Annotated in this window: 20 protein-coding genes; 9 read left to right on the top strand and 11 right to left on the bottom strand. The window is 57.3% G+C overall.

Annotated features, from left to right (window positions below; genetic code table 11):
• The first annotated feature begins 9 nt into the window (after positions 1 to 9).
• The gene (locus ASD46_RS25880; RefSeq protein ID WP_060643014.1) at positions 10 to 381 is read left to right on the top strand and encodes a hypothetical protein; all 372 of its coding nucleotides are present in this window, start codon (positions 10 to 12) and stop codon (positions 379 to 381) included.
• Between the two features lie 342 nt (positions 382 to 723).
• Here the strand turns inward: ASD46_RS25880 and ASD46_RS25875 are convergent, their stop codons facing one another.
• Positions 724 to 1,653 (bottom strand): LysR family transcriptional regulator, encoded by a 930-nt coding sequence (locus ASD46_RS25875; protein WP_060643013.1) that lies wholly within the window; start codon positions 1,651 to 1,653, stop codon positions 724 to 726.
• Between the two features lie 117 nt (positions 1,654 to 1,770).
• Here ASD46_RS25875 and ASD46_RS25870 point away from each other — a divergent pair, with 117 nt between their 5' ends.
• On the top strand, positions 1,771 to 2,637 hold the full coding sequence (locus ASD46_RS25870; RefSeq protein ID WP_060643012.1) for an aldo/keto reductase family oxidoreductase: 867 nt from the start codon (positions 1,771 to 1,773) through the stop codon (positions 2,635 to 2,637).
• A gap of 116 nt (positions 2,638 to 2,753) precedes the next feature.
• On the opposite strand, the gene ASD46_RS25865 is transcribed toward ASD46_RS25870, so the two are convergent.
• On the bottom strand, positions 2,754 to 3,656 hold the full coding sequence (locus ASD46_RS25865) for a LysR family transcriptional regulator (protein ID WP_082546276.1): 903 nt from the start codon (positions 3,654 to 3,656) through the stop codon (positions 2,754 to 2,756).
• 91 nt (positions 3,657 to 3,747) lie between these two features.
• On the opposite strand from ASD46_RS25865, the gene ASD46_RS25860 reads away from it, so the two are divergent.
• Positions 3,748 to 4,764 carry an NADP-dependent oxidoreductase gene (locus ASD46_RS25860; RefSeq protein ID WP_060643011.1) on the top strand — a complete coding sequence of 339 codons (1,017 nt, stop codon included), beginning with the start codon at positions 3,748 to 3,750 and terminating at the stop codon, positions 4,762 to 4,764.
• 395 nt (positions 4,765 to 5,159) lie between these two features.
• Here the strand turns inward: ASD46_RS25860 and ASD46_RS25855 are convergent, their stop codons facing one another.
• Positions 5,160 to 6,173 (bottom strand): LacI family DNA-binding transcriptional regulator, encoded by a 1,014-nt coding sequence (locus tag ASD46_RS25855; RefSeq protein ID WP_060643010.1) that lies wholly within the window; start codon positions 6,171 to 6,173, stop codon positions 5,160 to 5,162.
• Between the two features lie 133 nt (positions 6,174 to 6,306).
• On the opposite strand from ASD46_RS25855, the gene ASD46_RS25850 reads away from it, so the two are divergent.
• The 3 genes from ASD46_RS25850 to ASD46_RS25840 all read left to right on the top strand — a co-directional run bounded on the left by ASD46_RS25850 (position 6,307) and on the right by ASD46_RS25840 (position 9,456).
• Complete coding sequence (locus tag ASD46_RS25850) at positions 6,307 to 7,230, top strand: sugar phosphate isomerase/epimerase family protein (RefSeq protein WP_060643009.1); 924 nt, start codon at positions 6,307 to 6,309, stop codon at positions 7,228 to 7,230.
• A gap of 20 nt (positions 7,231 to 7,250) precedes the next feature.
• Positions 7,251 to 8,423, top strand: coding sequence for a Gfo/Idh/MocA family protein (locus ASD46_RS25845; protein WP_013637506.1), 1,173 nt, complete (start codon positions 7,251 to 7,253; stop codon positions 8,421 to 8,423).
• Between the two features lie 133 nt (positions 8,424 to 8,556).
• Positions 8,557 to 9,456, top strand: a complete 900-nt coding sequence (locus ASD46_RS25840) for a sugar phosphate isomerase/epimerase family protein (RefSeq protein ID WP_060643008.1) — start codon at positions 8,557 to 8,559, stop codon at positions 9,454 to 9,456.
• A gap of 282 nt (positions 9,457 to 9,738) precedes the next feature.
• Here the strand turns inward: ASD46_RS25840 and ASD46_RS25835 are convergent, their stop codons facing one another.
• The 8 genes from ASD46_RS25835 to ASD46_RS25800 form a co-directional block, all read right to left on the bottom strand.
• Positions 9,739 to 9,969, bottom strand: coding sequence for a BrnA antitoxin family protein (locus ASD46_RS25835; protein WP_060643007.1), 231 nt, complete (start codon positions 9,967 to 9,969; stop codon positions 9,739 to 9,741).
• Between the two features lie 295 nt (positions 9,970 to 10,264).
• Positions 10,265 to 12,022, bottom strand: coding sequence for a gamma-glutamyltransferase (gene ggt / locus ASD46_RS25830; protein WP_060643006.1), 1,758 nt, complete (start codon positions 12,020 to 12,022; stop codon positions 10,265 to 10,267).
• A gap of 522 nt (positions 12,023 to 12,544) precedes the next feature.
• Positions 12,545 to 13,270, bottom strand: a complete 726-nt coding sequence (locus tag ASD46_RS25825; protein ID WP_025591605.1) for an ATP-binding cassette domain-containing protein — start codon at positions 13,268 to 13,270, stop codon at positions 12,545 to 12,547.
• 111 nt (positions 13,271 to 13,381) lie between these two features.
• Positions 13,382 to 15,361, bottom strand: coding sequence for a Fe(3+)-hydroxamate ABC transporter permease FhuB (gene fhuB / locus ASD46_RS25820; RefSeq protein WP_060643005.1), 1,980 nt, complete (start codon positions 15,359 to 15,361; stop codon positions 13,382 to 13,384).
• Positions 15,358 to 16,245, bottom strand: coding sequence for an ABC transporter substrate-binding protein (locus ASD46_RS25815; RefSeq protein WP_323455157.1), 888 nt, complete (start codon positions 16,243 to 16,245; stop codon positions 15,358 to 15,360). Before ASD46_RS25815 ends, fhuB begins: the two co-directional genes overlap by 4 nt.
• A gap of 4 nt (positions 16,246 to 16,249) precedes the next feature.
• Entirely contained in the window at positions 16,250 to 18,691 is a 2,442-nt protein-coding gene (locus ASD46_RS25810; protein WP_323455156.1) for a TonB-dependent siderophore receptor, read from the bottom strand.
• A 134-nt stretch (positions 18,692 to 18,825) separates the two neighbouring features.
• Positions 18,826 to 19,767 (bottom strand): FecR family protein, encoded by a 942-nt coding sequence (locus ASD46_RS25805; RefSeq protein WP_060643002.1) that lies wholly within the window; start codon positions 19,765 to 19,767, stop codon positions 18,826 to 18,828.
• A gap of 32 nt (positions 19,768 to 19,799) precedes the next feature.
• Complete coding sequence (locus ASD46_RS25800) at positions 19,800 to 20,312, bottom strand: RNA polymerase sigma factor (protein ID WP_003517117.1); 513 nt, start codon at positions 20,310 to 20,312, stop codon at positions 19,800 to 19,802.
• A gap of 613 nt (positions 20,313 to 20,925) precedes the next feature.
• Between ASD46_RS25800 and ASD46_RS25795 the strand changes: the two genes are divergently transcribed.
• The 3 genes from ASD46_RS25795 (at position 20,926) to ASD46_RS25785 (ending at position 25,859) form a co-directional block, all read left to right on the top strand.
• Positions 20,926 to 22,380, top strand: a complete 1,455-nt coding sequence (locus ASD46_RS25795) for a hypothetical protein (protein ID WP_060643001.1) — start codon at positions 20,926 to 20,928, stop codon at positions 22,378 to 22,380.
• Between the two features lie 138 nt (positions 22,381 to 22,518).
• The gene (locus tag ASD46_RS25790) at positions 22,519 to 24,486 is read left to right on the top strand and encodes a glycosyltransferase family 2 protein (protein ID WP_060643000.1); all 1,968 of its coding nucleotides are present in this window, start codon (positions 22,519 to 22,521) and stop codon (positions 24,484 to 24,486) included.
• 92 nt (positions 24,487 to 24,578) lie between these two features.
• Positions 24,579 to 25,859 (top strand): hypothetical protein, encoded by a 1,281-nt coding sequence (locus tag ASD46_RS25785; RefSeq protein WP_060642999.1) that lies wholly within the window; start codon positions 24,579 to 24,581, stop codon positions 25,857 to 25,859.
• Positions 25,860 to 25,897 lie beyond the last annotated feature (38 nt).

Raw genomic sequence — 25,897 nt, 5'->3', positions numbered from 1 at the left:
AGGGTGATCATGGCACTTCAAAAACACAACGACCGCTGGTGGTCGGATATCGTCCGGACCGAAATTCGTCTGACCTCGAAAGGACCTCGCAGGCTCTGCATCCTGCCCCCATACCTGATGGGGACAAGGCCGGATCATGCCGCTGTTCTGAAAAGGATTACAGGCATTCTTTTTTCGAAAGCCCGAGCATTGCTTGCCCGCCAGCCTCCGGCCATGTCGACTGTTGTGCGCGCTGACCCTGTCGAAGCCTATCTGCACGCCTGCCTCGCTGCACCATTCTTTTTCTATGTGTCGCCAGCGACCTACGGCCTCGCAGACAATGTTACCACCGATGAAAAAGGCATCGAGCGCAAGGCCACACTGCCGGGGGATGAGGTGTGAGTTCCCGGCCAGTTGTCACCAGCGGGAACGTCATCTTTTCGCTGAAAACATTTCTTGCGGCCATGGCGTGGCCGATGCGCTGGAACCGCTTGAATCGCCTCACATGGCAGATGGCTCACGTAACCCGCTTTTCAGGCCCATCCTCTACCGTCAATACGAGGGCAAGCCAAAGTGTCTCCGCCGCATCTGTTGCATCCGATATCTGATTAACGGACTGGATTACTGCAAGACGTGCCCATGTCTGAATAGTCGCTCTAGTCCAATGCATGATGCGGGTTATCGCGATATGCACGATGGATCGACCAATGCCGGCGGCAAGAAACAGAGCTAAGGACTTTGAATTCACGGGCCGGGCTGCAAGGATTTCGCTGCATCTTTGTGCGATTGTCTCACGAAATCGATAAATGCGCGTAAAGGCGCGGGCACAAGCCGCCGTCCGGAATAATAGAGGAACGGGCCGGAAAACCGCAGCCACCACTCTTCCATCACCGGTACCAGGTTTCCTCTATCGAAGTGTGGCCTTAGCCAGTCTTCAAAAATATAAATGATGCCAGAACCGGCAATGGCTGCGTCGATACCAAGATCGGTGCCGCCGCCGAACTGAACAACGAGGCTACCTTTAGGATTTATGGCGATTTCTTCCCCATCGCGTTCGAATTCCCAGGAGGGAAGCGCGCGCCCCGAAAACCGGCCTAAAATACAATCATGCGAAAGCAGGTCTTGTGGATGTTGCGGTTTGCCTCTTCTTGCAAGGTAACCCGGCGATGCGGCAAGGGCGTAGCGCTGCTGGCGCGGTCCGATCGGCAACGCCACCATATCCTGCTCGAGCCGTTCGTCATAACGGATGCCTGCGTCGCAGCCGCTCTTTATGATGTCGACGAAATTCTCATCGGTCACGATTTCCAGCCTTATTTCGGGATAGGCCTTTAGGAACGGCGGCACGATCGGAGGCAGGACCAGCCTTGCCGCACTCATCGGAACATTGAGTCTGAGATCCCCCGAGGTGCGGCCGCGGCTGCTTTTCACCTCGTCGAGTGCCGATGCCACCTCTGCGAATGCGGGTCCGGTGCGCTCTAGCAAGAGACGTCCTGCATCCGTCAGGAGCACGCTGCGGGTTGTGCGATTGAATAGTCTTACCCCAAGGTCTTCTTCGAGACGCTTCACCGCATCGCTCAACGCCGAGGAGCTGACTCCACTTTCGCGCGCGGCCTGCCGAAAACCTTTGGATCTAGCCACCAGTAAAAACGCATTCAGATCCGTTAAATCCGACACCCTGCTCTCCAAACGTTAAAAACAATTGTCCGTCTTTACGGACAACCTGTCCAGATTATAGCTTCTTGTAGCGTATATGCCACCTGTCTATTTTGGAGGAACACAAGGAGATGGACCATGAGCACTATTGCAACTTCAGGAACCTTCACGCTTGGCGATTATACGGTGCGCCGGCTGGGCTATGGCGCGATGCAGCTTGCAGGCAAGGGCGTTTTTGGGCCTCCGAGCAATCGTCCGGAGGCCATAGCCGTCCTGCGCGAGGCGGTGGAAAGCGGCGTCAACCACATCGACACCAGCGATTTCTATGGCCCGCATGTTACAAACGAGATAATCCGCGAAGCTTTGCATCCCTATGACAACGACCTTGTGATCGTCACCAAGGTCGGCGCAGGCAGGGGCGCGGACGCTTCGTGGTATCCGGCGTTCTCGCGCGCGGAGCTGACACAGGCCGTTCATGACAACCTCCGCAATCTCGGACTCGATGTGCTCGATGTGGTCAACCTGCGCGCTATGTTCGACGTGCACGGCCCCGCGGAAGGCTCATTGGACGAGCCTCTTGAAGTTCTGGCGGGTTTAAAGCAACAGGGACTGATCCGGCATATCGGACTGTCTAACGTTACGGCGAAGCAAATCGAGGACGCCGGAAAGATCACCGACATCGCTTGCGTGCAGAACCAGTACAATCTTGCGCATCGGCAGGACGAAACCTTAATCGACACACTCGCCTCCCGAGGGGTTGCCTATGTGCCGTTCTTTCCTCTTGGCGGCTTCTCGCCGCTGCAATCCTCTACCCTGTCTGACGTGGCCGCCCGGCTCAACGCCACGCCGATTCAGGTTGCGCTTGCCTGGCTTCTCCAGCGATCGCCGAACATTCTCCTGATCCCTGGCACATCGTCACGGGGACATCTGCGAGAAAACCTCGCCGCGGCCAGGATAGAGCTCCCCACGGAGGCACTGTTGGAGCTAGATAACATGGCTGCTTAATGCCGCTTGTAGAAATCTGGGGAATTTGTCGACGGGTTGTTATCTGTCCTCACGGCCGCTTTTGGCAAATGCTGCCTAGTCAGCGTCGCCCCAGAAGCAGACATTCGCTGCCATTGTCAGGACAACTTCACTAAGGTGTCGAGGAAAGCGCGGACGGCCGGGTTTGACCGCCGGCTCTCGGGCCACAGCGCCGTGATGTTGTGCCTTTCCACCGCATAATCGGCCAGAACCGGAATAAGCGCTCCACGCCTCACCCAAGTGCTGGCCATGAAATTGGTTGCCATTCCGATTCCGGCACCTGCTGCGATCGTTGCCAGCACGGCTTCGCTCGCGTCAACGATAATGCTAGAGGTGGGCACAATCTCCACCTCCCTGTCCCCTACGTGGAAAGGCCAGCGGAACAGCTGGCCGCTACTCTGGTAGCGCAGGCTGACAGTCTCGTGCTCTTCCAATTGGTCTGGACTGGTCGGCGGGCTGCGCCCGGCCAGATATTCGGGCGAGGCATAACAGCATAGCCGATGTGGCAGAAGGCGGCGCGAAAGCAGGCGCGAATCTGCCACATCACCAATGCGGACCGCTACATCGTAGCCGCCTTCGATAAGATCAACCATGTGATCGCTCAAACGTAGATCTATATTGACCCTCGAGTGGAGACTGCGAAACTGCGGAAGCATCGGCGCTATTACGTGCAGGCCGATAGGCAACGATGCTGCAATCCGTAAAGTGCCAGCGGGCTCGGTGCGCGCTGCTTTTGCCGCCTGCTCTATATCTTCGGCGTCGTGCAGCAGCCTGAGCGCACGCTCATGAAGATCGCGCCCCTCGGTCGTCAGGGCCAGGGAACGTGTCGTACGCGCAAAAAGCGAAACGCCGAGCTGCTTTTCCAGCCGCTGAATGCTTTTGCTGACCGCCGAGGGTGAGATGGACAAGGAGCGGGCGGCGGCGGTGTAGCTTCCGAGCGAGCCGGCCCGAGCGAATGCGATCAACCCAGTCAGTCTATCAATTCCGATTTGTTCCTTCATGGCACTACTAAAGCGAATTATCTGATGATTATCAAGCGAAGGAGATGATCGTATCTTCAGTCATCAAAACGAATATTCAAGCGAGGCCGTGATGACTGATATGATGAAAGCTGTGCGATTGCACGAATTCGGTGGGCCAGATGTTCTTCGTTATGAAGAAGCGCCCCGGCCGGAAATCTCGGCGGACGACGTGCTTGTTCGCGTCCATGCCGCCAGCCTCAACCCGCCGGATCTCTATCTGCGCGATGGTTATCGGGCTCTCCCGCCGAAATGGCAGCCCAGCCCAAGCTTTCCGCTGATCCTTGGCACGGACGTTTCCGGCACGGTTGCGGCCGTTGGTGAAAACGTGTCGCAGTTCAAGGTCAACGACGAGGTCTATGCGATGGTCCGCTTCCCGCAAAACCTCATGACGGGAAGCAGCGCCTATGCCGAATATGTTCGCGTTCCGGTATCGGAGTTGGCGTTGAAGCCCGCCGGGATCGACCACATCCAGGCTGCCGGTGCGCCCATGTCGCTTTTGACCGCTTGGCAATTTCTGGTCGATTTGGGACATGATTTGCCGAACCCATTCCAGACCTTCCAGCATGCCCCGGTTCCGCTCGACGGCAAGCTCGTGCTGGTGAACGGCGCCGGCGGCGGCGTTGGCCATCTTGCAGTCCAGATCGCGAAGTGGCAAGGCGCGAGGGTGATTGCCGTTGCTTCCGGCAAAAACGAGGCGCTTCTCTATGATCTCGGTGCCGATATTTTCATCGACTATACGAAGGCGGCTGCCGAAGCAGTGGTGAAGGATGCTGATCTGGTGCTTGACGCCGTCGGCGGCGCGAATATGGAACGCTTTCTCCCCAGCATTAAGCCGGACGGCGCCCTGTTTCTCGTCAACCCGCTGGGTTTTCAAGGCCATGACGAAGCCGCCCGGCGAAAGATCACCGTCTCAACGACACAGGTGCGTTCGAACGGTGCGCAATTGGCAGAGGCCGGTCGTCTGCTCGATGATCGCTCCATACGGGTGGTGATCGACAGCACCTATCCGCTGGCCGAGGCATCGACAGCGCATCGTCGTGCTTCAGAAAGTAGCATCCAGGGCAAGATCGTGCTGGTTGCCGCCTGATCACCACTTGACCAGTCAAGGCCCCGGTCGCCGAAGCTCGCAAACTCGCTGCCCAAGGGTTTTGCGGTCGAATCGACCGGCCAATCGCTGCAAGAACGCCAGTCTGGCGACCAGGCGTCTTTGTTGTTGGCGTTTTCGTATCTGGTCGTTGTCCTTGTGCTTACAGCACTTTATGGAAGTCGCTACGTTGATTTCAAATGGTCACGTCTTCACTTTCAATTAGTCATCAACATAGTTTCAAACGGTCATCGGCGAACGGTTTGATGGCTCAAGCTCAATCAAATCCTGAATTGCAACAACGGATCGCCTCTTCTGATCCTATCAAGGGGTCGTCGGCAAAGGCGGTGCGGCTCTGCTTATACCCAGCTTTAACAAGGAAAATCTGATACACCACGCTAGGCATTCTCTGCGAGAAAGATCTGGATGTCCGTTGAGATAGAGACCGCTTCTCCAGGCATTCTACCGAGGAGCTTTGCGATGGTCTCAACTGCCAGGCGTGCTTCCAAAAGGGGTCTCTGGTCGATAACCGCGTTGATCTTTCTGGATTTTAGCAGCATCCGTCGATTGGGCGTGAGTTCGTGGGTGATGACCACCGTATTGTCGGTTCGGCCAAGGCGTTGCAGGGCACTGACAATCGGCAAAGCACCCGCGGACAGATGATATATGCCTCGTAATCCCGGGTCATCCCGAAATGCAATCTCTACGACACGGCCAGCTTCCTCTTGATTTTCTCCGGTCTCCAGAACCACGGCCAGACTGCATTCAGGATAACGCTCGGTCATGATGTTGCGAAACCCGGCTTCCCGTTCGCGATGGCCAGTGATATCACGTGAGCCGGCAACCACGACGACGCGGCCGCCTTGCCGTCCGAGGAAAAGGCCCATCAGGTCGCCAGCCACCCGACCGGCCTGCCTGTCGTTCGGCCCCACATAGGCGGCACGCCCGCAATCTGTGAGGTCGGTCGCCAGAGTAACCACCGGGACATTGCGCGATAGGAATGCTACGGCTTCTCGAACCCTGATATCGTCAGGGCTGGTGATGACGAGGCCATCATAGGAGCGACAATCGCGGACGGCTGCGGCGATCGCCGCCGGCTTTCGTGGATCGATGTGATGGACGAAGAATTGCACGTTCAGTGTTGCGTACATTCGCGATGCAAGATCGATACCCTCGCGCAAAGACGCGTGAAACGGGTTGACTGGCGGTTGGATAAGGACCGCGACACGTAGCGCGCGTGAAGGGGTACGATCTAGGGCCCGGTCAATACCGAGCGCCCGTGCAGTGGCCAAAACGCGGTCTTCTTTGTCGGTACGCACGCCGCCACGGTTGTTGAGAACCCGATCCACCGTCGCGGTCGAGACTCCGGCTGCCTTTGCAACATCCGAAATGCTTATCTTGCGTGCAGTCATTTACCTCTCCGCCCGGTTTTCTGATTGAATCCCATCAAATTCCAACTTTGTAAATCGGAGATCTCCAGCTAAATCTCTGCGTCAGGGAGGGTCGCCCACCAAGTGAGCGACGCCAGGGAAGGACCAGAATATTATGGGTATAACAGTCACCACAGCACCGTGCTGCTGGGGCGTCGATGACGTGCGCAATCCAAACCTACCGCCGTGGGAAATGGTATTCGATGAAGTCAAGGCGGCCGGATATGGGGGAGTGGAGCTTGGCCCCTATGGTTATGTTCCGCTGAACATCGACATGGTCTCTCAGGCTCTGACAAGTCGAGGGCTCTATATCGTCGCCGGAACGATCTTCAATGATCTTGTCGCTGAGGAAAACCGCGATAGCCTGCTGCGCCAGACGGACGAGATTTGCGCTCTGATCACCCGTCTGCCGACGCCGCCGAAGACGCCGGGCCAGCGATTTCCCGCACCTTATCTGACGGTGATGGATTGGGGACACGACGAACGCGATTATGCGGCGGGTCATTCCGACAGGGCACCCCGGCTCGATGACGCGGCATGGAACGGCATGATGGATAATATCAGGGCGATATCCGCTCTTGCCCGCGAGAAATATGGCGTTCGCGCCACCATTCATCCGCATGCCGGCGGTTACGTCGAATTCGAGGACGAGATTGCCCGTCTCGCGGTTGACATACCCCAGGAGGTTGCCGGTTTCTGCCTCGACACTGGCCATACCCGGTATGCCGGCATGGACCCTGTCCAAACCCTGCGCAAATACGCCGACCGTCTCGACTACATCCACTTCAAGGACATTGACAGGGCCGTCTTCGGCCGCGTGATGGGTGAGCACATTCGCTTCTTTGAAGCCTGCGCGCAGGGCGTCATGTGTCCCATTGGCAAGGGCTGTATCGATTATCCCGCCATTCGCGCCCTTCTTGATGAGCTTGGTTATGAAGGCTTTATCACCGTTGAGCAGGAGCGTGATCCGCGCAACGCGGGCGGTAGCCTCGCCGACGTAAAACTCAGCCGTGACTATCTCAAGTCGGCTGGCTTCTAACAATCCGGGACAGAAACCTCATGATTTACGGAACGCGTCAGACAAAACGACCTCTTCGCTGGGCTATGGTGGGTGGTGGTCGCGGCAGTCAGATCGGCTATATTCACCGCAGCGCCGCCCTGCGTGACCGCTACTTCGATCTGGTCGCTGGAGCCTTCGACCTCGATGCCGAGCGCGGCCGCGCCTTCGGTGTTGAACTGGGGCTCGAGCCTTCGCGATGCTACGCCGATTGGCGTGCGCTTTTCGCAGAGGAGGCAAAGCGTCCGGATGGGATCGAGGCAGTATCGATCGCAACGCCCAACAATACCCACTACGAGATCACCAAGGCTGCACTGGAAAGCGGGCTGCACGTTGTGTGTGAAAAGCCGCTGTGCTTCACGGTGGCCGAGGCCGAGGATCTTCAGCGTATCGCCGCAGAGCGCGGCCGTATTGTTGGAGTGACCTACGGCTATAGCGGCCACCAAGTCATCGAGCATGCCCGCGAGCTCGTTGCTGCCGGCGAGCTCGGGGAAATTCGTCTGGTCAACCTGCAATTCGCCCACGGGTTTCACAACGAGGCTGTCGAGCTTCAAAACCCGGCGACCCGCTGGCGCGTCGATCCGAAATTCGCAGGCCCAAGTTATGTGCTCGGCGATATCGGTACACATCCGCTTTATATTTCCGAGGTCATCCTGCCCGACCTCCGTATCAACCGGCTTCTGTGCACCCGGCAGAGCTTCGTCAAGACGCGTGCACCGCTCGAAGACAACGCCATGACCCTGATGGAATATGACAATGGCGCGTTTGGCACCGTCTGGTCGAGCGCCATCAATGCGGGTTCCATGCATGGACAAAAGGTGCGCGTCGTCGGATCAAAGGCTTCGATCGAATGGTGGGACGAGCAGCCAAACCAGCTACGATTTGAGGTTCAGGGCGAGCCGGTACGCATTCTTGAGCGTGGCATGGGCTACCTGCACGCAAAGGCACTTGCCGACGATCGTATCGGTGCAGGCCATCCGGAGGGTCTCTTCGAGGCCTGGGCTAACCTCTACGACCGCTTTGCTATCGCTATGGAGGCGCGCAACGAAAACGATGGCGAACGCCTTGCGAGCCTCCGGTTTCCGGGGATTGCGGCAGGGGTTGAGGGCGTTCGCTGGGTTGAGAACTGCGTTCGTTCTGCCGATCTCGGCGGGGTCTGGGTCGATTATCGGTAGCGCGATGGAGGGAGCAGCACCATTGGCGCAGCTCCATAAATGATTGCCACCCACGCGACGTGGTCCAGCAAGCGATGCTTGTCCGCATCGACGCTCCCGTGAAGGGGCGAATTTATATTATCAGGAGGTTTTGATGAAACACGCACTCGATCCGCACATGATCCGTCATTTATCTCTGGAGGAAATTTGCCGAAAGACCGCCGAGCTGGGATACGACTATGTTGAGCTCTCACCCCGTCCGGACTTTCTCTCCTGGTGGACGCGTCCGAAGGTTTATCCCGAGAGGGTAAAGAGCTTCAAGAAGGCCCTCAAGGACCATGGGGTGGGCCTGGCAACGCTGCAGCCAATGTACCGCTGGGCCAGCCCATACCAAGACGAGTGGGAAACGGCGATAGAGAACTGGAAGCGTGCCATCGAAATTGCGGCAGAGATGGAATGCCCGATGTTGGTCTCGGAGTTCGGGCGAGGGGGATCCCCGGATCGAAGCCTGAATGACCGCAGTGGGTTGCATCGTCCGGAGACGTGTGAGGGGCAGTTTTTCCGTGCGATGGATATCCTCGTGCCAATTCTGGAGCGCGAAGGGCTGATCCTCTCGCTCGAAGCGCATCCAGAGGACTGGATTGAGGAAATCGCCCCTGCCATCGATATCATCAAGACGATCAATTCAAAGGCTGTAAAGTCATCGTTCATCGCGCCCCATACCTTCTTCTACGGTCCCGACATGGTTGCTAACCTGCGAGCGACCGAGGGGCTTCTTGCACATGTGCGCCTCGCAGACACCTATGACCATAACAAGTCTTCGCAACTGCGCTACATTGTAAATCCGCCTGGAGCGAAGGTGCGCGTCCATCAACACACCGACTTCGGCCAAGGTGAGATCAACTGGGAAGTATTCTTCTCAACTCTTGCCGACATGAAATTCGATGGTGTCCTTTCAAATTGCGTTTTCGCTTGGGAGGACCGAGCCGAAGACAGTGCCCGTTTCATGCTTCGTGAGACACAGATGTATGTGAACAAGTACTGGCCAAAGTAACTCCTCCTCAATCGCGGAGTGGTCGAAAAGGCCCTGCGATATGACCAGGCTTTTGTGGCTCGACCAGATCAACCGGCCTTTCGATGCTATCCCACAGTCGCGGGATCGTTCACTGGGCCACCTCTGGTACGAGCGCCTTCAACGCGGAGAAGGCCTTCTCGATTCGACAGAGGTCCGGGCTGACTGTGAATGGCGCATGATTGCGCCACGCTTGCCCAACGAGCCGCGAGGCCGAGAAGCGGCAGCTATTGACGGGGCATGGGGTCGGGACTCTTCAAGAGCTTATTTGGACGCATTCATTGCGGCTCGCAAGGTATCGTTGATGCGCTCTTGCCAGCCCGGACCGTCGGCTTGAAAATGCGCGAGCACATCGCTGTCGATTTTCAATGATACAAGCTCTTTGGTGTTAGGAATTGCAGGCCGTTCAACGGCTGGCGCTGCGACCTTCTTTGCCGGTTTGAACAGCGCCTCGGCTGCGTCTTTCGGATTGGACGGTCGTCGGGGTGTTGCCATGGTCATATATCCTCTTGTGTCGTGCGCTCGAACAGCGCAGCCTGTCAGTTTCTGTTTGCAGGCTGTATGTCAAACACAGCGGTGGTCGCAACCCACGTGTAGTGGTTAGCCGGAAGAACGTAATTGCTGCAGATAAACCGTCAGCCTCACCCGCGCAATCTGGAAGAGATCGTGCACCGTTATCGACAATTGCATTGAGAGGCCGCAGGTTCTTGTCAAGGTGTTAGCGCCCCTTGGCGAGATACACACCCTTCGTGTTGACCTGTTCTCAGGCCCTTTCCGCTGGCGGAGCGTTTCACTCCCCTGCCGCCACTCCCTCGCGTCGTGGATCCGCGCTGCCGATCAAACCTTCGGCGGTTATCTCGATGGCATGCAAACCGGAATTCATCTCGCCCGGTTTCACCTCGTAACCCAGCGCCTTCAGTGGCCCTGCCAGACCTTCCGCGCTTGTACCGGCCTCGATGTCATAGGTGCCGAAGCGGTTGATGAGATGCGGCTGGGAGACGATCGCCTCTACAGGCATGCCCCAATCGATATAGGCGATCAGCGCCTGCGCTACATAGCCGATGATCTGGCTGCCGCCCGGCGAACCGATGGCGAGCAGCGGTTTGCCACCCTTCATCACGATCGTCGGGGCCATGGAGGAGCGCGGTCGTTTGCCTGGCTCAACGCGGTTGGCGATCGGCAGACCGCCATCATGGGTCTTGAAGGAAAAGTCCGTCAACTCATTATTGAGCAGGAAGCCGTTCGTCATCAGACGCGAGCCGAAGCCACTTTCGATCGTTGTCGTCATCGAGACCACGTTGCCGTCCTTGTCGACGATGACAAAATGGCTTGTGGAGGGCAACTCGATCGCCGTATCCCGGCCGAAAAGAAGCGCGTGGTCCCATTCCGGCTCGCCGGCCTTGACGGCATCGTTGGTCAACGCCTTATCGCCGTCGAGCAGCTTTGCCCTCTCGCCCAAATAGGTCTTGTCCAACAGGCCCTTGATCGGCAGCGGCAGGAAATCGGTGTCAGCGACGTAACGCTCGCGGTCGGCGAAGGCGAGACGCTGGGCGTCGCCGATAATGCGCCAACTGTCGACATTTTTTGGCCCAAGCGCCTTGAGATCAAAATTTTCCACCAGACCGAGCATCTGGCCGATGGCGATTCCGCCCGACGACGGCGGCCCCATGCCGCAAACGTCAAGAGCACGATAGGCAAAGCAGACCGGCTCGCGCTCGACGACCCGATAGTTGGAAAGATCGGCCAGCGACAGCACTCCGGGATTGTCGGCCGCCTCGCGCACAGACTTGACGATCGCCTCGGCAATTCGCCCTTTGTAAAAGGCATCGGCGCCGCCTTTGGCGAGCGCCGCAAGCGTCTCGGCATAGGCCGGGTTCTTCAAAGGAACGCCGGCCCGCAGGGCGGCCCCGGAGGTGTCAAAGAAATAAGACCGGGGTTCTGTATATTTCTTCAACCGGTCTCCCTCGGACGCGATCAGGGAGGCAAGACGCGGTGACACCTTAAAGCCCTCTGTAGCCAGCGTTTCCGCCGGCTTCAGCAGGCTTGCCCATTCGGCCTTTCCATAGCGTTTGTGGGCTTCCTCCAGAAGTCGCACCGTTCCCGGCGTGCCAACAGAGCGGCCGCCGACCACTCCGTCCATGAATTTTAGCGGTTGACCTTTGTCATCCAGGAATAGCTTCGGTGTGGCTTCCATCGGCGCCGTCTCGCGGCCGTCAAACGTGGTCAACTTGCCGCTTTTTGCGTCGTAATAGACGAGGAAGGCACCCCCACCGAGACCGGAACTCTGCGGTTCAACGAGGCCGAGCATGGCCTGCACCGCCACCATTGCATCGATGGCGTTGCCGCCCCTGGCTATCACATCACGCCCTGCCTCAGTCGCCAGCGGATTGGCCGCCGCTACCATGAAGCTCTTTGCCTCGATGCGTTTGGCAGTGGCAATATCGGTCGCTTTTTCGGGCGCCACCGTGTCGGACGCCTGCTGCGCGGAGGCGACTGCGGTGGAAAGCATCAAGGCGAAAAATGCCTCACCGAGAAATTTCATTTTCATCAGCCAAATCCTCCAGCGACGTACAACTCGTTAATGTAGCAGGGCATTCAACTGAGCCAGCAGGCAGGCCGAACCTTTATCGACCACGGCACGGCCACTTTTAGAACTCTTCCTTCACTGCTGCAAAGCTTCGGCCTTCACCGGTATTTCAGCCCCGTCCGTTGGCACGCACCGCTGTTGAGCGTCTGTCTGGCGCGCCGCTCTTTTTCGGCACTATGGTGGCTGTCTCGCCGCATGTCCATCATGTGGAAGGGTCGACCTGTCGTTGGAAAACGGAAATCTGCTCATTTCCCATCCGACAAGCCTTTCGAGTTGGTATGTGGCGGCGGACTTCTCTGCCTTCTTCAGGAAACCGGAAGGCAGGCTCGCATTATTTTTCCGACAGTATAGATGGGCAGTTTGGTGTTCATCCAGGCCACGAGCTGGAGCTAATGACATAGGACGGAACGCAAGGGCAGTAAATGCGGGCGCTGTTGTCTCCACGCATCTGCCTTAATAACGGCGTCGCCGGTTCTGACCCTTTCAACTGCGTGGATATGCTAGCGGTAGACCGCTATCAGGATGGCGCATAACGCCCATTCGGGTCTCGTAGATTGCTTGCAGTTGATCCGGGGCCACGATGTCCTCTGGTCCTCCACGTGCAATGAGTTTTCCACAATGAAGTGCCAGGATTTCGTCACAAAAGCGAGCCGCCATGTTCACGTCGTGGAGCACGACAATGGCCCCAAGTCCACGCTCGTCAACGAGCCGGCGAACAAGCGTGAGAATGTCGATCTGGTGGGCGATATCAAGGGCCGAGGTCGGCTCATCAAGGAGGAGACAATCGGGGTTTTGCGCAACGAGCATCGCGAGCCAGACCCGCTGCCGCTCCCCACCTGAAAGCGTGTCGATGAAGCGGGCGCGATAACGCGCCACGTCTGTCAGCCTCATCGCTTCCTCCACCCTCATCTTGTCCTCAAGGCCAAACCGGCCAAGAGCGCCGTGCCATGGATATCGTCCGAGCGCGACTAGCTCGCTGACAAGCATACCTGCAGTATCGGGCGCCTGCTGGGGCAAATAGGCCACCTTACGAGCGAATGGCCTGCTGCCCCATTCATGCAAGTCTTTTCCATCAAAGGAAATCTTGCCAGCACTCAGTGGATTTTGGCGGGCCAGGAGCTTGATCAATGTCGACTTGCCAGAGCCATTGTGCCCGATCAGGCCGATAATTCGCCGTGCTGGCAAACTTATTGTCAGTGGTTCGAGCAAAACCCGAGTTCCGACGGAGAAACTGGCCCGCTCCAACTCAAAAAGGGGTATCCTCGAGATGGTTCTCGTTCTGCTGTCTTCGGATATCTGAACCAAGGCTGTTACCTCATTTTAGAGCCTGGGGCTTTGTCTGCCCCGCGAGCGGATCACCCACAGAAAGTATGGCCCCCCGATAAAGGCGGCGATGACGCCTGCGGGAATCTCATAGGGAAAGTCGGCAGCCCGTCCCAACCAGTCGGCTGAGATCATCAGCGTTGCGCCGACCGCGCTCGCCGTGAGAAGCGTCAGGATTTGGCCGCGTGCCCCGGCCGCTCGGGCGATGTGCGGTGCCATCATGCCGACGAAGCTTAACGGGCCGACAATTACGGTCGCAGCTCCCGTCAGGACGGCAATGAACAGCAAAAGCGCGAGGCGGGATCGCGCCGGATTGAGTCCAAGAGAGCGTGCAGTGCTGTCCCCAAGCGCCAAGACCTCTAGCGGGCGGCGCAAGAGTGGCGAGATGGCCAGCCCGATCAAAACCAACGCTGCAGCGATGCTCGCGACGAAGCTGGTCGCACGAAAGGTAGGACCCATGGTCCACGCCAGAATGTAACTTGCGCGCGGATCGCCACTGGCAACAATGAGCGAAATTATCGCAGTCGCGAGCGCACTGATGGCTATGCCAGACAGAAGAACAGGTCCAGGCGCATAGCTTTTCCCTTTTGCCACAAGCAGAATGATCGCAAACGCGGCGACTGCACCGGTTATGCCGCCGGCAAGCGGCAAAATAGGCGACGCCATTCCTCCGGCGAAGAAAGCTGCGATAATCCCCAGTCCGGCTCCGGCGCTGATGCCGAGCCCTTCCGGGCTCGCTATGGGATTACGCGTGATCGTTTGTGTGAGGGAACCCGCAATGGCCAGCATTGCGCCAGCACTTGCCGAGGTCAGGACCCTTGGCCATCGACCGGCAAACAACACGGATGTTTCCACCCCGCCAGCTATGAAGCTCTCGGTGAGCGAGAACAATGCGATAACGGCAGCAATGGCAAGAGAACCTGGCAGCAAAAAGCAGCCTGCCAGAGGGTTCTCTCTTTGGTTCAGGGCATTGCTGTTAAGCTGGTCAATGGAATGGGGTACATGTTTGATGAGCACCAACATCACTATGGCGCCGATGATTGCGGTGGCGGTACCTGTTGGCACCTCACCGACGACGGGCGCTCCAGCAAGCACGAGACTGTCAGCGAGCAGCAGGAGGCCGGCACCAAGCAGTCCTCCCCACAGCAGTCGTTGGCGGAGCGTTCGAGCGCCAACTATTCGGGCGAGGTTGGTGGCTGCAAGGCCGACGAACGCGATGACGCCGACGCGGGCTACAACAACAGCCGACAGTACGGTTGCGATAAACAGTACCGCCGCGCGCAACCCGCCCGGGGACAGTCCGAGGCTGCGGGCACGGCTTTCATCAAGACCGATAACTGAAAGCGGTCGAAAGAACAGCAACAGCAGCGGTATCAGCACGATCATGCGCAAGGCCAATGCGGTCGCGTTGGAATAGTCATTCTGGATGAGTGAACCACTTCCCCAGATGAACACCCCGCGCAGATATTCGTGGTGAAACAAGGCTAGTATGACGGAGGCCGAGCCGGCGGAAAAGCTGATCACCATCCCGCAGAGAAGGAGTGTCATCGGTGCGAAGTTTGAAGCTTTTCCCAGTCCCGCAACGAGTGTTACGGCGACGAGGCCGCCCACAAGCCCGGCTATCTCGCGCTCGCCTGCCGTAACTGCAACTGTAGAAAGGGAAAGAAGGGTGATCGCCAACTGAGCGCCAGAAAGTATCCCGAGCGTCGAGGGTTCTGCCAGAGGGTTTTTCAGGAGCTGCTGGAATATTACACCCGTGAAAGCAAGCGCACCACCAGCCAGAAGAGCGACGAGGAGCCGTGGGACAATCGAGAAATAGACATAGATCTGGCCGAACGAAGCTGGATCCGGCTGCCATAAGGCCCCTGGAATGTCGGAGATCGCCACATAGTGACCAACGGCAAAGGCGTGGAGCGCGATCGCTGCCAGTGTGATGGTAAAAACGAGGCGCGGTGGGGTGATGAAATGGTTTCTCATGCGATGCCGAGACTCTGCCGCAGGACTTCGGCAAACCGCATCGCTGATGGAAACGCGCCAAATACCCATGTGGGTGGAATCATCGATACACGACCATTCCGTACGGCCGGCAAGGCGTTCCATAGTGCGCTTTGCAAAAAAAGGCCCGGTGGACCCGGCTCGATGATGACCAGTCTTGCTTCAGGATAGCGCGCGATCGCCTCCAATCCCGCCGTTGCAAAGCCCCAGTTATTGGTCTTGCCATCCCATGCGTTGGCAATGCCGATCCGTTTCAGGACATCATCGAACAAGCCACCTGCGCCGTAGATATCGATAAGCCTGTCATCCGTAAACTTGATGATCAAAAGGGCGCGCCCGTCGTAGTCTTTTGCGTTGTGAGCTATCGCGTTCAGTCTCGCGTAGGATAGTTCCAAATAATCTGTCGCACGCTCTTCCCTGCCAATGCGACGTGCAATCTCCTTGAGGGCGTGTTCTGCGGCAAGCAATGGTTGCCGGGCGGGGCCGTAAAGTGGCAGCGCAAGGGTGGGAGCAATCGCGCCGAGACGTTCAGCAGAGATACCATATCCGGCTTGAGACACGATCAGCTCGGGTTTCAGGGCTCTTAGCAGTTCAACGTTCGGCCATGATCTCAGGCCAAGGTCGATCGTGTCTGTCGAAAGTGCAGGTGTTACAACGCGGTCACCGTAAAGAGGGGCTTCGGCAACAGCAAATGGCTTGTAGTCCAGAGCGAGAAGGCTTTCTGCCCAGCCCCAGTCCAACACGGCGAGCCGATGCGTTTCCGTGCTTGCTGTTGCCACTGCTGGCAGGAAAACGGAAGCCAACCCGGCGGTGAATTGCCGCCGCGTCAGCCTGTAATCACGATTTGGGTAACGAGCGTCAGACACAATCCTACCAGCTATACTTGAGAGTAGCGTAGACGGTGCGACCCTCGCCCCAATAGCATCCCGTCGCAGCAATGCAGGTCGAGACATACTTGCGGTCGAATATGTTGCTGACATTCAGCGACGCCTTCAAACCTTCCAGCTTCGGGTCTGCCTTGCCGAAATCGTAGCGAACGGCAGCATCAAATACGGTGTATGAGGGGATGTCGAATTTGTTGGCATTGTCGCCAAAAGTCTGACCGGTGTAACGGGCGCCACCGCCAAAGCTCAGACCATCCCAGATGGTCGATGTCTGCAGTGTGTAGTCCAGCCAAAGCGATGCCTGCTGGCGTGGGACAAAGGCAAAGCGATTGCCCTCGTTGCTGATACCGGCAGCATTTGGATTGGCTCTGGTGATCTCGCTGTCGGTGTATGCATAAGATGCCAAGACAGAGAACGCGTCTGTGATTTCCGCCTTGCCCTCAAGTTCGACACCGCGCATCCTGACTTGGCCCGTCTGCACACTGTAGTTCGTGAATCCGGGGGTCGTATCTGGCGACAGGACATTGTCCTGTGTGAGGTGATAGGCAGAAAGGGTGACGAAGCTGTTGCTACCGTTGGGCTGGTACTTGACCCCAACCTCGAACTGTTCACCGGTAGTAGGCTCGAAGGCGTTACCCAAACGGTCGGTGCCGCTGGCCGGATTGAAGGAGGTTGAGTAGCCGGCGTATGGCGACAAACCGTTGTCAAAATTATAGACGAGGCCGGCCCTCCAGGTAAACTTGCCGTCTCTCTGATCGACCTGATTGTCAGCGACGCTCGTCCGGGTCCTCGTATCTGTATTTGCCCAGTCGTAGCGGCCACCGAGCGAGAACACGAAATTGTTCCACTCCATCTGATCCTGAGCGTAGAGCCCGATCTGGCTGCGGTCCTGATCGATCCGTGTTGCGATCGGCGGGCGCGTGATCGCCGTTGCGCCGTAGACGGGGTCAAGTCCATTGAAGGGAGTGAAAATTGGGGAAAGCGCGGACTCTTCGTAGCGGCTGCTTTCGTAGGAATAGTCGAGGCCGAACAATGCGGTATGAGCGACGTCCCCCGTTTGGAAATTTCCGATCGCTTGATTGTCCACGGTGACGGCGCGGGCACTTTCGGGAAACGCCCAGGCATATCGGTAGAAGGCCGTGGGATTGCAGGCTGCCGGGCAATAGGGCTGAACGCGCTGAGTGTCCGTTCCGATATAGGAGTAGCGAAGGTTCTGTCTGATGGTCCAGGTGTCATCGACTTCGTGTTCGAACTCGTAACCGACAGATGCCTGGTCGCTCTTGTAGTGGTCGTAACCCGGTTCGCCTGGGAATGCACTGCGGGGCAATTCCGGATACATGCGGGTATAGAGTGTGCCGTTCGCGGGAAGCGCCGGCGCTCCGCCGCCGCCGGGAGAGTCGATGTGCTGATAGCTACCGTAAACCGTCAGTGATGTTCCCTCATCCGCCTTGAAAGTGAATGAAGGCGCAATATATCCCTTCTTCTCGCGCACATAGTCATACTGGGTATCGGTCAACCGGCCGACGCCGACGATGCGGTAGAGGAAACTGTCATCGTCACCAGCGCCACCGCCGAGATCGAATGCTGTCTGTATACGCTTATCGGTGCCGAACTGCATCTCCACTTCATTGAGAGCAGTTGCGCTCGGCCGTTTTGATACCATGTTGATCAGACCGCCGGGATCGCCCTGGCCATAGAGGACCGATGCCGGACCCTTCAGGACTTCGGCGCGCTCGAGGCTGAACGGTTCGACACGTGGCTGGGCATAGCCGCGCGATCCAAACGGTAGGCGCAGGCCATCCAGATATCGACTTGGTCGAAATCCACGTATCGTAAACCAGTCATATCGGGAATCGTCGCCATATTGGCTGATGACGCCTGGCGTATAGCGAAGAGCCTGGGTCAGCGTGGTCGAACCTTGAGCAGCAATCTGGTCTTTCGTTACAACATTGACGGCCTGTGGAGTGTCTTTGAGTGAGGTGCCCGTCTTCGTCGCTGTGGCGCTCTGTGTGGCGACAAACCCCTCTACAGGCCCACGAGCGTTCTCTCCCTGCACAACGATGGGCTCAAGGATTGTCGCGCCAACCGCACTGGCGCTTGACGAGGAGTTTTGCGGGTTGATCAAAAGGACCGTATTTGCGGTCGTAAATCGGAAGGTCAGGCCTGTGCCCGCGAGAAGACGTCTGAGCGCGCCCTCAGCCGAGAGATTTCCGGCTGTTCCGACGCTGCGCAGGTTTGCCGGCAGAGGACCGTCAAAAGCGACATCGATACCGGTCACTGATGAGAAGCGCACCAGCGCAGCCGACAGGGGCTGACCGGAGATCGCAAATTCGTAGCTCTTGGCGGTCTGAGCAACTGCTCCTGTTGACAAGACGACGGTGGTGAAACTGGCGCAGGCGGCCAACAACATTATACGGTACAGTCTCATGCGAAAGCCGCCGGCTTGGTTTTTCTGTGTCACTCGTTTTGCCCCCTGCAAACGGACCAATACCCGAGCATTTTCGGGCTTCTGAACAGGGGACGTTTCAGCTTGGAAAAAACCTCGGTCGATTTTCTGATTTTTTATTGCGGATAGATCAACGTCAGCAAAGGCGAGTAGCTGGCAATACGGATAGGCAGGCCGTGCTCCAGACTTTCCAGTATCCGACCGGCCCTGCGCACGTCCACGATGATGCTGATCGGCCGGCGGGCCAGGGCTCTGTCCATGACAATCATCTTGCCGTAGCGCCATTTTGACAGGGCAGCAACGACATCCTCGAACGGAGCCGAGATGAAAACGAGCCTTCCGCTTCGCCACGAAAGTCTCGTCTCAATATCCGTCTGTGATGGCACCGACAGTTTGTCATTGGCGAAAAGCACGGACTGTCCCTCCTGGACGATCCGCTCTTGGCTCAACGATGAGACCTTTACCGTATGTTCTGCAACCGCAACGACGATACCTTCCTCATGCATCCCAACGGAAAACTGAGTGCCAAGCGCTAAAGCTCTAAGGTCTCTACAATCAACAGAGAACGGTCGAGCAGCGTCCCGAGCGACCGTGAAAAACGCTTCGCCTTGTTGTAAAATGACGTGTCGCTGGCCCGCCGTGAAATTTAACGATATGGCGCTCGCCGTCGACAGTTCGGCAACCGATCCGTCGGGCAAGGAAAAGCGCGCGGTCTCTCCGACACCCGTCCGGTAATCTGTTTGCTGCCTTAAATATGCGTGCGTCCCAAGCCCGGCGGCGGTCAGGATAGCAAGTGCACCGCCGGATTTGAGGATTTTTCGCCGTCTGACAGATGCAGGGCTTGATACCTCTGGCAGGGCCGAGGCTCCAAGCCACAAACGTTCCAGTTCGGCATAGGCTCTCGCATGGGCCGGGCTTTGTTCGAGCCAAACCCTGAAATTGGCACGGTCGAGTGGTGTCGCGCTGTCATCGAGAAGCAGCGCGAACCATTCGGCTGCACGGCGTGATATCTCTGGATCATTGTCAGGACAGTGCTCCTGAAGGGAAAAATCCTGCATCCGCCGCCTCATTCTTAGCCGCCATGCGACTTTTAGCGCTCGTAGTTGACCTCTGCACGCAACCGCTCAAGCGCCACGACCATGTGACCAAAGACCGTTTTGGGCGATATTCCCAGTCGTTCGCCAATCTCGACATATGTCAGGCCGTCAATACGAGCGAGGATAAAAACCTGCTGGGCGCGTGCAGGCATGTGTTCCAGTGCGGCCTGAACGCGAAGCAGTTCCTGACGGCTGATGGTAGCTGCTTCCGCAGATGGTGCGGGATCACGAATGGATTCAAGGCCTTCGATCCCGTCGACAAAGGGGGCGATCTTGCGGCGGCGTTCGTGATCAAGCGCAAGATTCCGGCCGGTAATCATGAAATAGGCTGCCAGGTCGACAACATCACGTAACAGGCCCGGCCGTTCCCAAAAGCGAAGAAAAGTATCCTGAAGGAGATCGGCAGTTGTCGCCGGGCAATGGACCCGACGGTAGATGACGCGCATCAGACGAGAGCGTACGCCCATAAAGGTCTCGAGGATTTCAGGGTGTTTTGCGCTTTCCATGAAAACGCTGCTACCATTGGCTCGGAATCAAATCAAGATAAGATGAAATTTGCAGTCAAGTTTTTACGCTGCCAAGCGCTTGCGTATTGCGGCTGATTTGATCGGCTCGCCATTGATGCTTGTGATGCCCAGCAGCAATCTGCTCTTCGCAGAGCCTTCGCCGTACCCGGCGAAGGCGGAACCGACGCCATGCCGAATGTCACAGCTTGGCGTGTTGCCAGGACCAGATCTTGTTCCGACCCCTTTTGGGCTACCGCGAATACTGACCTGTGGACGCCGGCCTATCGAAAGTTGGATATAGAAAACCAGACTCGTGCCGCTGCCTTGGCAAGCGGATGCTTCTATAGGTTGCAACCTGGGCGGCCGGGTGAGAGCCCGCATAATAACCAGATGCCATTTAAAAGGCACAGCTGATACGAAACGATTGAAATTTAGCTCTGTAGTTTTTCGTGGACGAGTTTTTGCGATTTCAACGCTGGCAGATGCCTATGATTTAGGCGATATCGAAAAATTTATTAATGCAATCTTAACGATGTTGCGTCGCAAAAAAACTTAGTGAACTATTTTAATACTGCGGGAGGAAAGGCTGTTCAACAAAACAGGAGTTGATATCATGCTGTTCCGCAATAGAGACAAAGAAGTGCGCCAAAGTGCGTCGGTGAAGCTGGCCTCCTATACTGTCCTTGGCGTTGTCGCCACGGTGTTTTCATCTTCTGTGTTTCCGCCGGTCTTCACATCCCAGACGAACCGCGCCCTCATCAATGCACCAGTCATTCCGCTGACGACACCGATCAGCGGTGTGGTAAAGATATCCGACAAGAACGGTAAGGCTGCTATTGAAAACGACAAGGTCGACAATACCACGCTCATCGGCCTGAAGGTGCAATTGGCAGCACTCGATAATGAACTTCGCCAGAAGAACGGAATTATTGGCGACTATGCCAGCCGCATCGACGATTTGAACAGGGATCTTGCCAGTCAGCAGACGGCGTTACTGCAAAGAACCGAGTCTGACCTACAGGCAGCCAATGCAGCCTTGCAGATGGTGACCTATTCGACCCGAATTGCAAAAGCGGAAGCCACGCGAAAACAGAAGCTGATGGCGAAGGGGATGTATTCTGGAATCGGAGAGGATATAGCGGACACAATACAACTTGAAGATACAAAGCTGCAAGCTGCCAAAGTCGCCGTTGACAAACTCACCAAGGAAATGAACTTCGCGCGCCAAGGCATCTATATCGGCTCCGATTTGCAATCGCTGCAAAATCTTCAGCAGGAAATTCGCACACGGTCCGCAGATCTGCTGCAGATCCGGATGCAGATGACCACCATGCAGACGCGCAAAAGCGAGCTCGAAACGCTGGCATCGGCGGAGAGCGCACGTATTGAAAGGCTGACCCGCGCCGATCTTTCCATTCCACCGGGCACAACGCTCTACAAGCCCGTGGCTGCGACCGGCCGTGAAGTGGTTGCAGGCGACACGCTGGCGGAGGCGCTTGACTGCCGCAACGCTTTCGTCGTGGCGATTTTTTCAGAGCGTCAGGCACAGGCGCTTTCCGTCGGTTCTCGGGTGAAGGTGAGTTCCGATGCCTGGGCGGAAGAATCCGATGGGGTGGTGGAGCGCCTGGTGCCGCGTACTACCGAACGTGTCGACCTCGATTATGCCGTGCCCTTTCCACCAACAGAGCGGCGAGAGCTCTACGCCTATATTCGCATGGACAGCAGGGCACAGGAAAAATTGACCGAGAACGGCGCCTGTTCGGTCGGCACGTGGGTAAGTGTGAGCCTGCCGCGCGAGTGGCTCGGCAAAACCCGGAACTATGTGCATGAAGCATCAGCCAGCCTGTTCCAGTTTGCAAAGACCTCCGTCAGCGAATTGCCGGATGTCAGGCAGGCCGCATGGGCACTGATCGAAACGTCGCGTGATACGCTATCCGCACACACTGGTATCGAGTGGCCACAACAGCGGCCGGACGTGCCTGGCCGGGCACATCAGCCCGATATCATCACCCAGCACCCTTTCGGCAATACGGATGCCACCGGAAAGGCACCGCGCACCCAATCCTGACACCCGCACGGATTGGACGGGCCCCTGCGGGAGTGCGATGCAAACCCGCAGGGCGACCCACCACCTGTTTAAGACACTCGAAGCAACCTCATTCACGCGCGGCGTGCCGCGCGCCTGACCAACCATGAGGATAAGTCGATGTATTTCAGCCCTGATGGCGATGTTCAGTCGGTACTCTACGTCAATCTTGTCATCGCCCTTTGCGCGATCCTGTTTACCATACTGGCCGACCCGCGCAGGGTCCTGGACCGGTTGGCCTTCAGTGCGATTATGCTGCTGTCTCTTGGCCTTTACATATTTTGGCGCGCCACCGATACGCTGCCACCCTTCGAGCTTTCTCTGGAGACTGCCTGGAATTACATTTATTTCACCTTCGAGCTGATCTCCGTTCTTTACGCCATCGGCTCGATCCTGATCCTGACGAGGCGGACGGACTGGACTTTCCTGGCTGATAGAGGGGAAGCCGCGATTGCAACTAATCCCGATGCGCCACTCGTTGACGTCTTTATCTGCACCTACAACGAACCTTTGAACGTCCTTGAGAAGTCGGTTATCGCGGCCCAGGCCATGCAATATCCGCAGCTGCGTGTTTTTGTCTGCGACGACACGCGCAGGCCGGAAGTGCGGGACTATTGCGAGACGGTCGGCGTCAATTATGTGACGCGCCCGGACAATAGACATGCCAAGGCGGGAAATCTGAACAATGCACTTGAACACACCAATGCGCTGCCACAGGTTTCCGATTTCATCATGGTTCTGGATGCGGACTTCGCGCCACAGGCCAACTTCCTTCGTCGCGTAACCGGTCTTTTCGCCGATCCCAAGGTAGCGGTTGTGCAGACACCGCAATTTTACTTTAATTGCGACCCAATCCAGCACAACCTCGGCATCCGCAATTCCTTCGTTGATGATCAACGTGTATTCTTTGATGTATTCCAGCCGGCCAAGGACGCGGTCGGTTGCGCTTTCTGCGTCGGGACGAGTTTTGTCGTGCGGCGTGCGGCGGTCAACGAGCTCGGCGGGTTTCCGCATGATGCACTTTCCGAAGATATGCTGCTGACCTACCGCCTGATGGAGCGAGGTTACGTCACACGCTGGCTCAACGAAAAACTCAGTGTCGGTCTATCGGCTGAGGGCCTGCCAGAATATATCACGCAACGCACGCGGTGGTGCCTGGGCACCATTCAGATCGGCCTTCTGCGTACGGGACCATTGTGGCGTGGCAAGTTCACGCTGACACAAAGGCTGCATTATCTGCACGGGCTGTTTTGCTGGCTGTCGAAGCCTTTCATTCTCTGCCTGTTGCTGGCACCATCGATCTACTGGCTGACAGGCGTTTCCGCCCTTCAGGCCGACGAGCTGATGTTCATGAAATTTGGACTGTCGTCACTGGCTTTGTTTTGGGCCTACTCCACCTGGATATCGGGAAAACGCACCCTACCGCTGTTCACCGAAGTGACGCATGCGTTGACCGCTGTTCCCATCACCATCACGTTGTTTCAGGCTATGCGCAAACCCTTCGGACGTCCCTTTAAAGTCACGGAGAAAGGTGGTGACCGGTCACAGGTGCGCATTCATGGGCCTACAGCGCTATTTTTCGCAATCGTCACCGTCACCTCCGCGGTTTCAGTTCTGCTCGCCGTTTACGCATGGGACGCCCCTGTAGAATTTTCGGCGCGAGATTGTCTCAACCTCATCTGGTCGGCGGTCGCCATGGTGATTGCCTTCACCAGCCTCATCTGCTGCATTGAATTACCACGTGTCGACAAGGAAGAGCCGATCGGCGTGGATCTCGAAGGTCGATTGCGGTGCGCAAGCGAGGTGAAGGCGGTACGGATCGTGGCGCTTTCGACCGAAACCGCGACCCTGGCGGATTTCAACCGGTCTTACGCCGAGGCAGAGTCCCTGTATGTGCCCGAGGTGGGCTGGGTGCAGATCGATGCAACGAAAGTCTCGCAAACGCCCGGCAAATTCACTCTCACCCCCACTGCCGACCAGCATCGTGCAATCTTGAGGCTGCTGTTCCGCAATGCGCCCGAAAACGTCGCGGAACAGGGCGACCTCCTGAAGTCCATGCAGATGTTACTCGCAAGGGCCTTCAGCTAAAACAATTCGCGCCAAACCCGGGACCGTGCTCGACGTAAACTGCAAGCTAGAGGCGGGCTTGTTTGGAAAAGCGCTCACCAAACGGAAAACTCATGTCTGTCAAATCGATCGTCGCGACAGTTCTCATGACCTGCTTCACAACAGGAGTGGTCGCTGGTGGCGATGGGCGCACCGGTTCCGGATCAGTTCGCGACCGCCTTGCTGTTAGCTTGTGCGCGGGTCTCGTTGGGAAGATGGACAAATCCACCACCCCCTTCGTATTTCGGAGCTTTGAGCCTGCACCAGGCGGCAAAGCGCTTGATCCCGCTCTTTCAAATGCGGGTTTCACCTATGACAATGCCCTGGCGACGATTGCCCTTTTTTCCTGTGGCAACGATACCGAGGCAAAAAGGGTTGCCGATGCGCTGCTGCTCGCCGTCAACAACGATCGCTATTACAGCGATGGCCGCCTGCGCAACGCCTACCGTTCCGGCCCCGTTGCGAACGAAAACGATGCTATGCTTTTGCCCGGTTTCTGGAGTGAGGCCAGCAAGACGTGGGTCGAGGATGACTATCAGGTCGGCAGCGCAACGGGCAACCTGGCCTGGGCGGCACTTGCGCTTCTCACTGCCAGTGAACGATTAAGCAATCCGTCCTATGTGCAGGCAGCGACCAAACTCATGCGCTGGATCGATGCGCATACGGCGGGCGTCCGCGATATCGGCTACACAGGTGGCACATTCGGTCATGAGCCTGCACCGGCCAAACTCGAGTGGAAATCGACGGAACATAATCTCGATGTGTATGCCGTTGCGGGTTGGCTCGCCGAAATTGAGGGAGCGCGCGCCTGGCAGGCGATGCGGGACAAAACACGCAAATTTCTTGATGCGATGTGGAATGAGCAGCAGGGACGGTTTTACGTCGGCAGCCTACCCGGAAGCGACACACCCAACTCGAGCCAGTCCGGAATAGATTCCGAGCTCTGGCCCATTCTCGCCGTGCCGGAGTTTCGGGGCCGCAGTGGGCGTGTTCTGCATTGGGTTGATCGGCATTATGCGGTTGCGGGAGGTTTTGATTTTAACGACGATCGGGATGGTGTGTGGCTGGAAGGTACGGCCCAGGCCGCGCTGGCATTTCAGCAGGTCGGCGATGCCGACCGGGCCGAGGCGCTGCTTGCCACCATCGCCGCACAAATATCTCCCGATAACCTGATCTACGCGACAGTCGGGGACGAACTGACGACCGGGCTGATGATCGGGCCGACCTCGACCTTTGCCGACTTCAAATATTTCAGGTTGCCGCATGTTGGCGCCACTGCCTGGGCAATCCTTGCAGCGAAAGGCTGGAACCCTTTTCTTCGAAAAAGCGGTTGTATTCGTCTTTGTGAGGGATAACTGTCCGTCTCGGCGGCAGCAGGAGGATATTGCTCCAG

It is taken from the genome of Rhizobium sp. Root491 (assembly GCF_001427205.1).
In the GTDB taxonomy this organism is placed as follows: domain Bacteria; phylum Pseudomonadota; class Alphaproteobacteria; order Rhizobiales; family Rhizobiaceae; genus Agrobacterium; species Agrobacterium tumefaciens.
The sequence above is the reverse complement of the archived record's forward strand: the minus strand, read 5'-3'. Positions and strand labels throughout refer to the sequence as shown.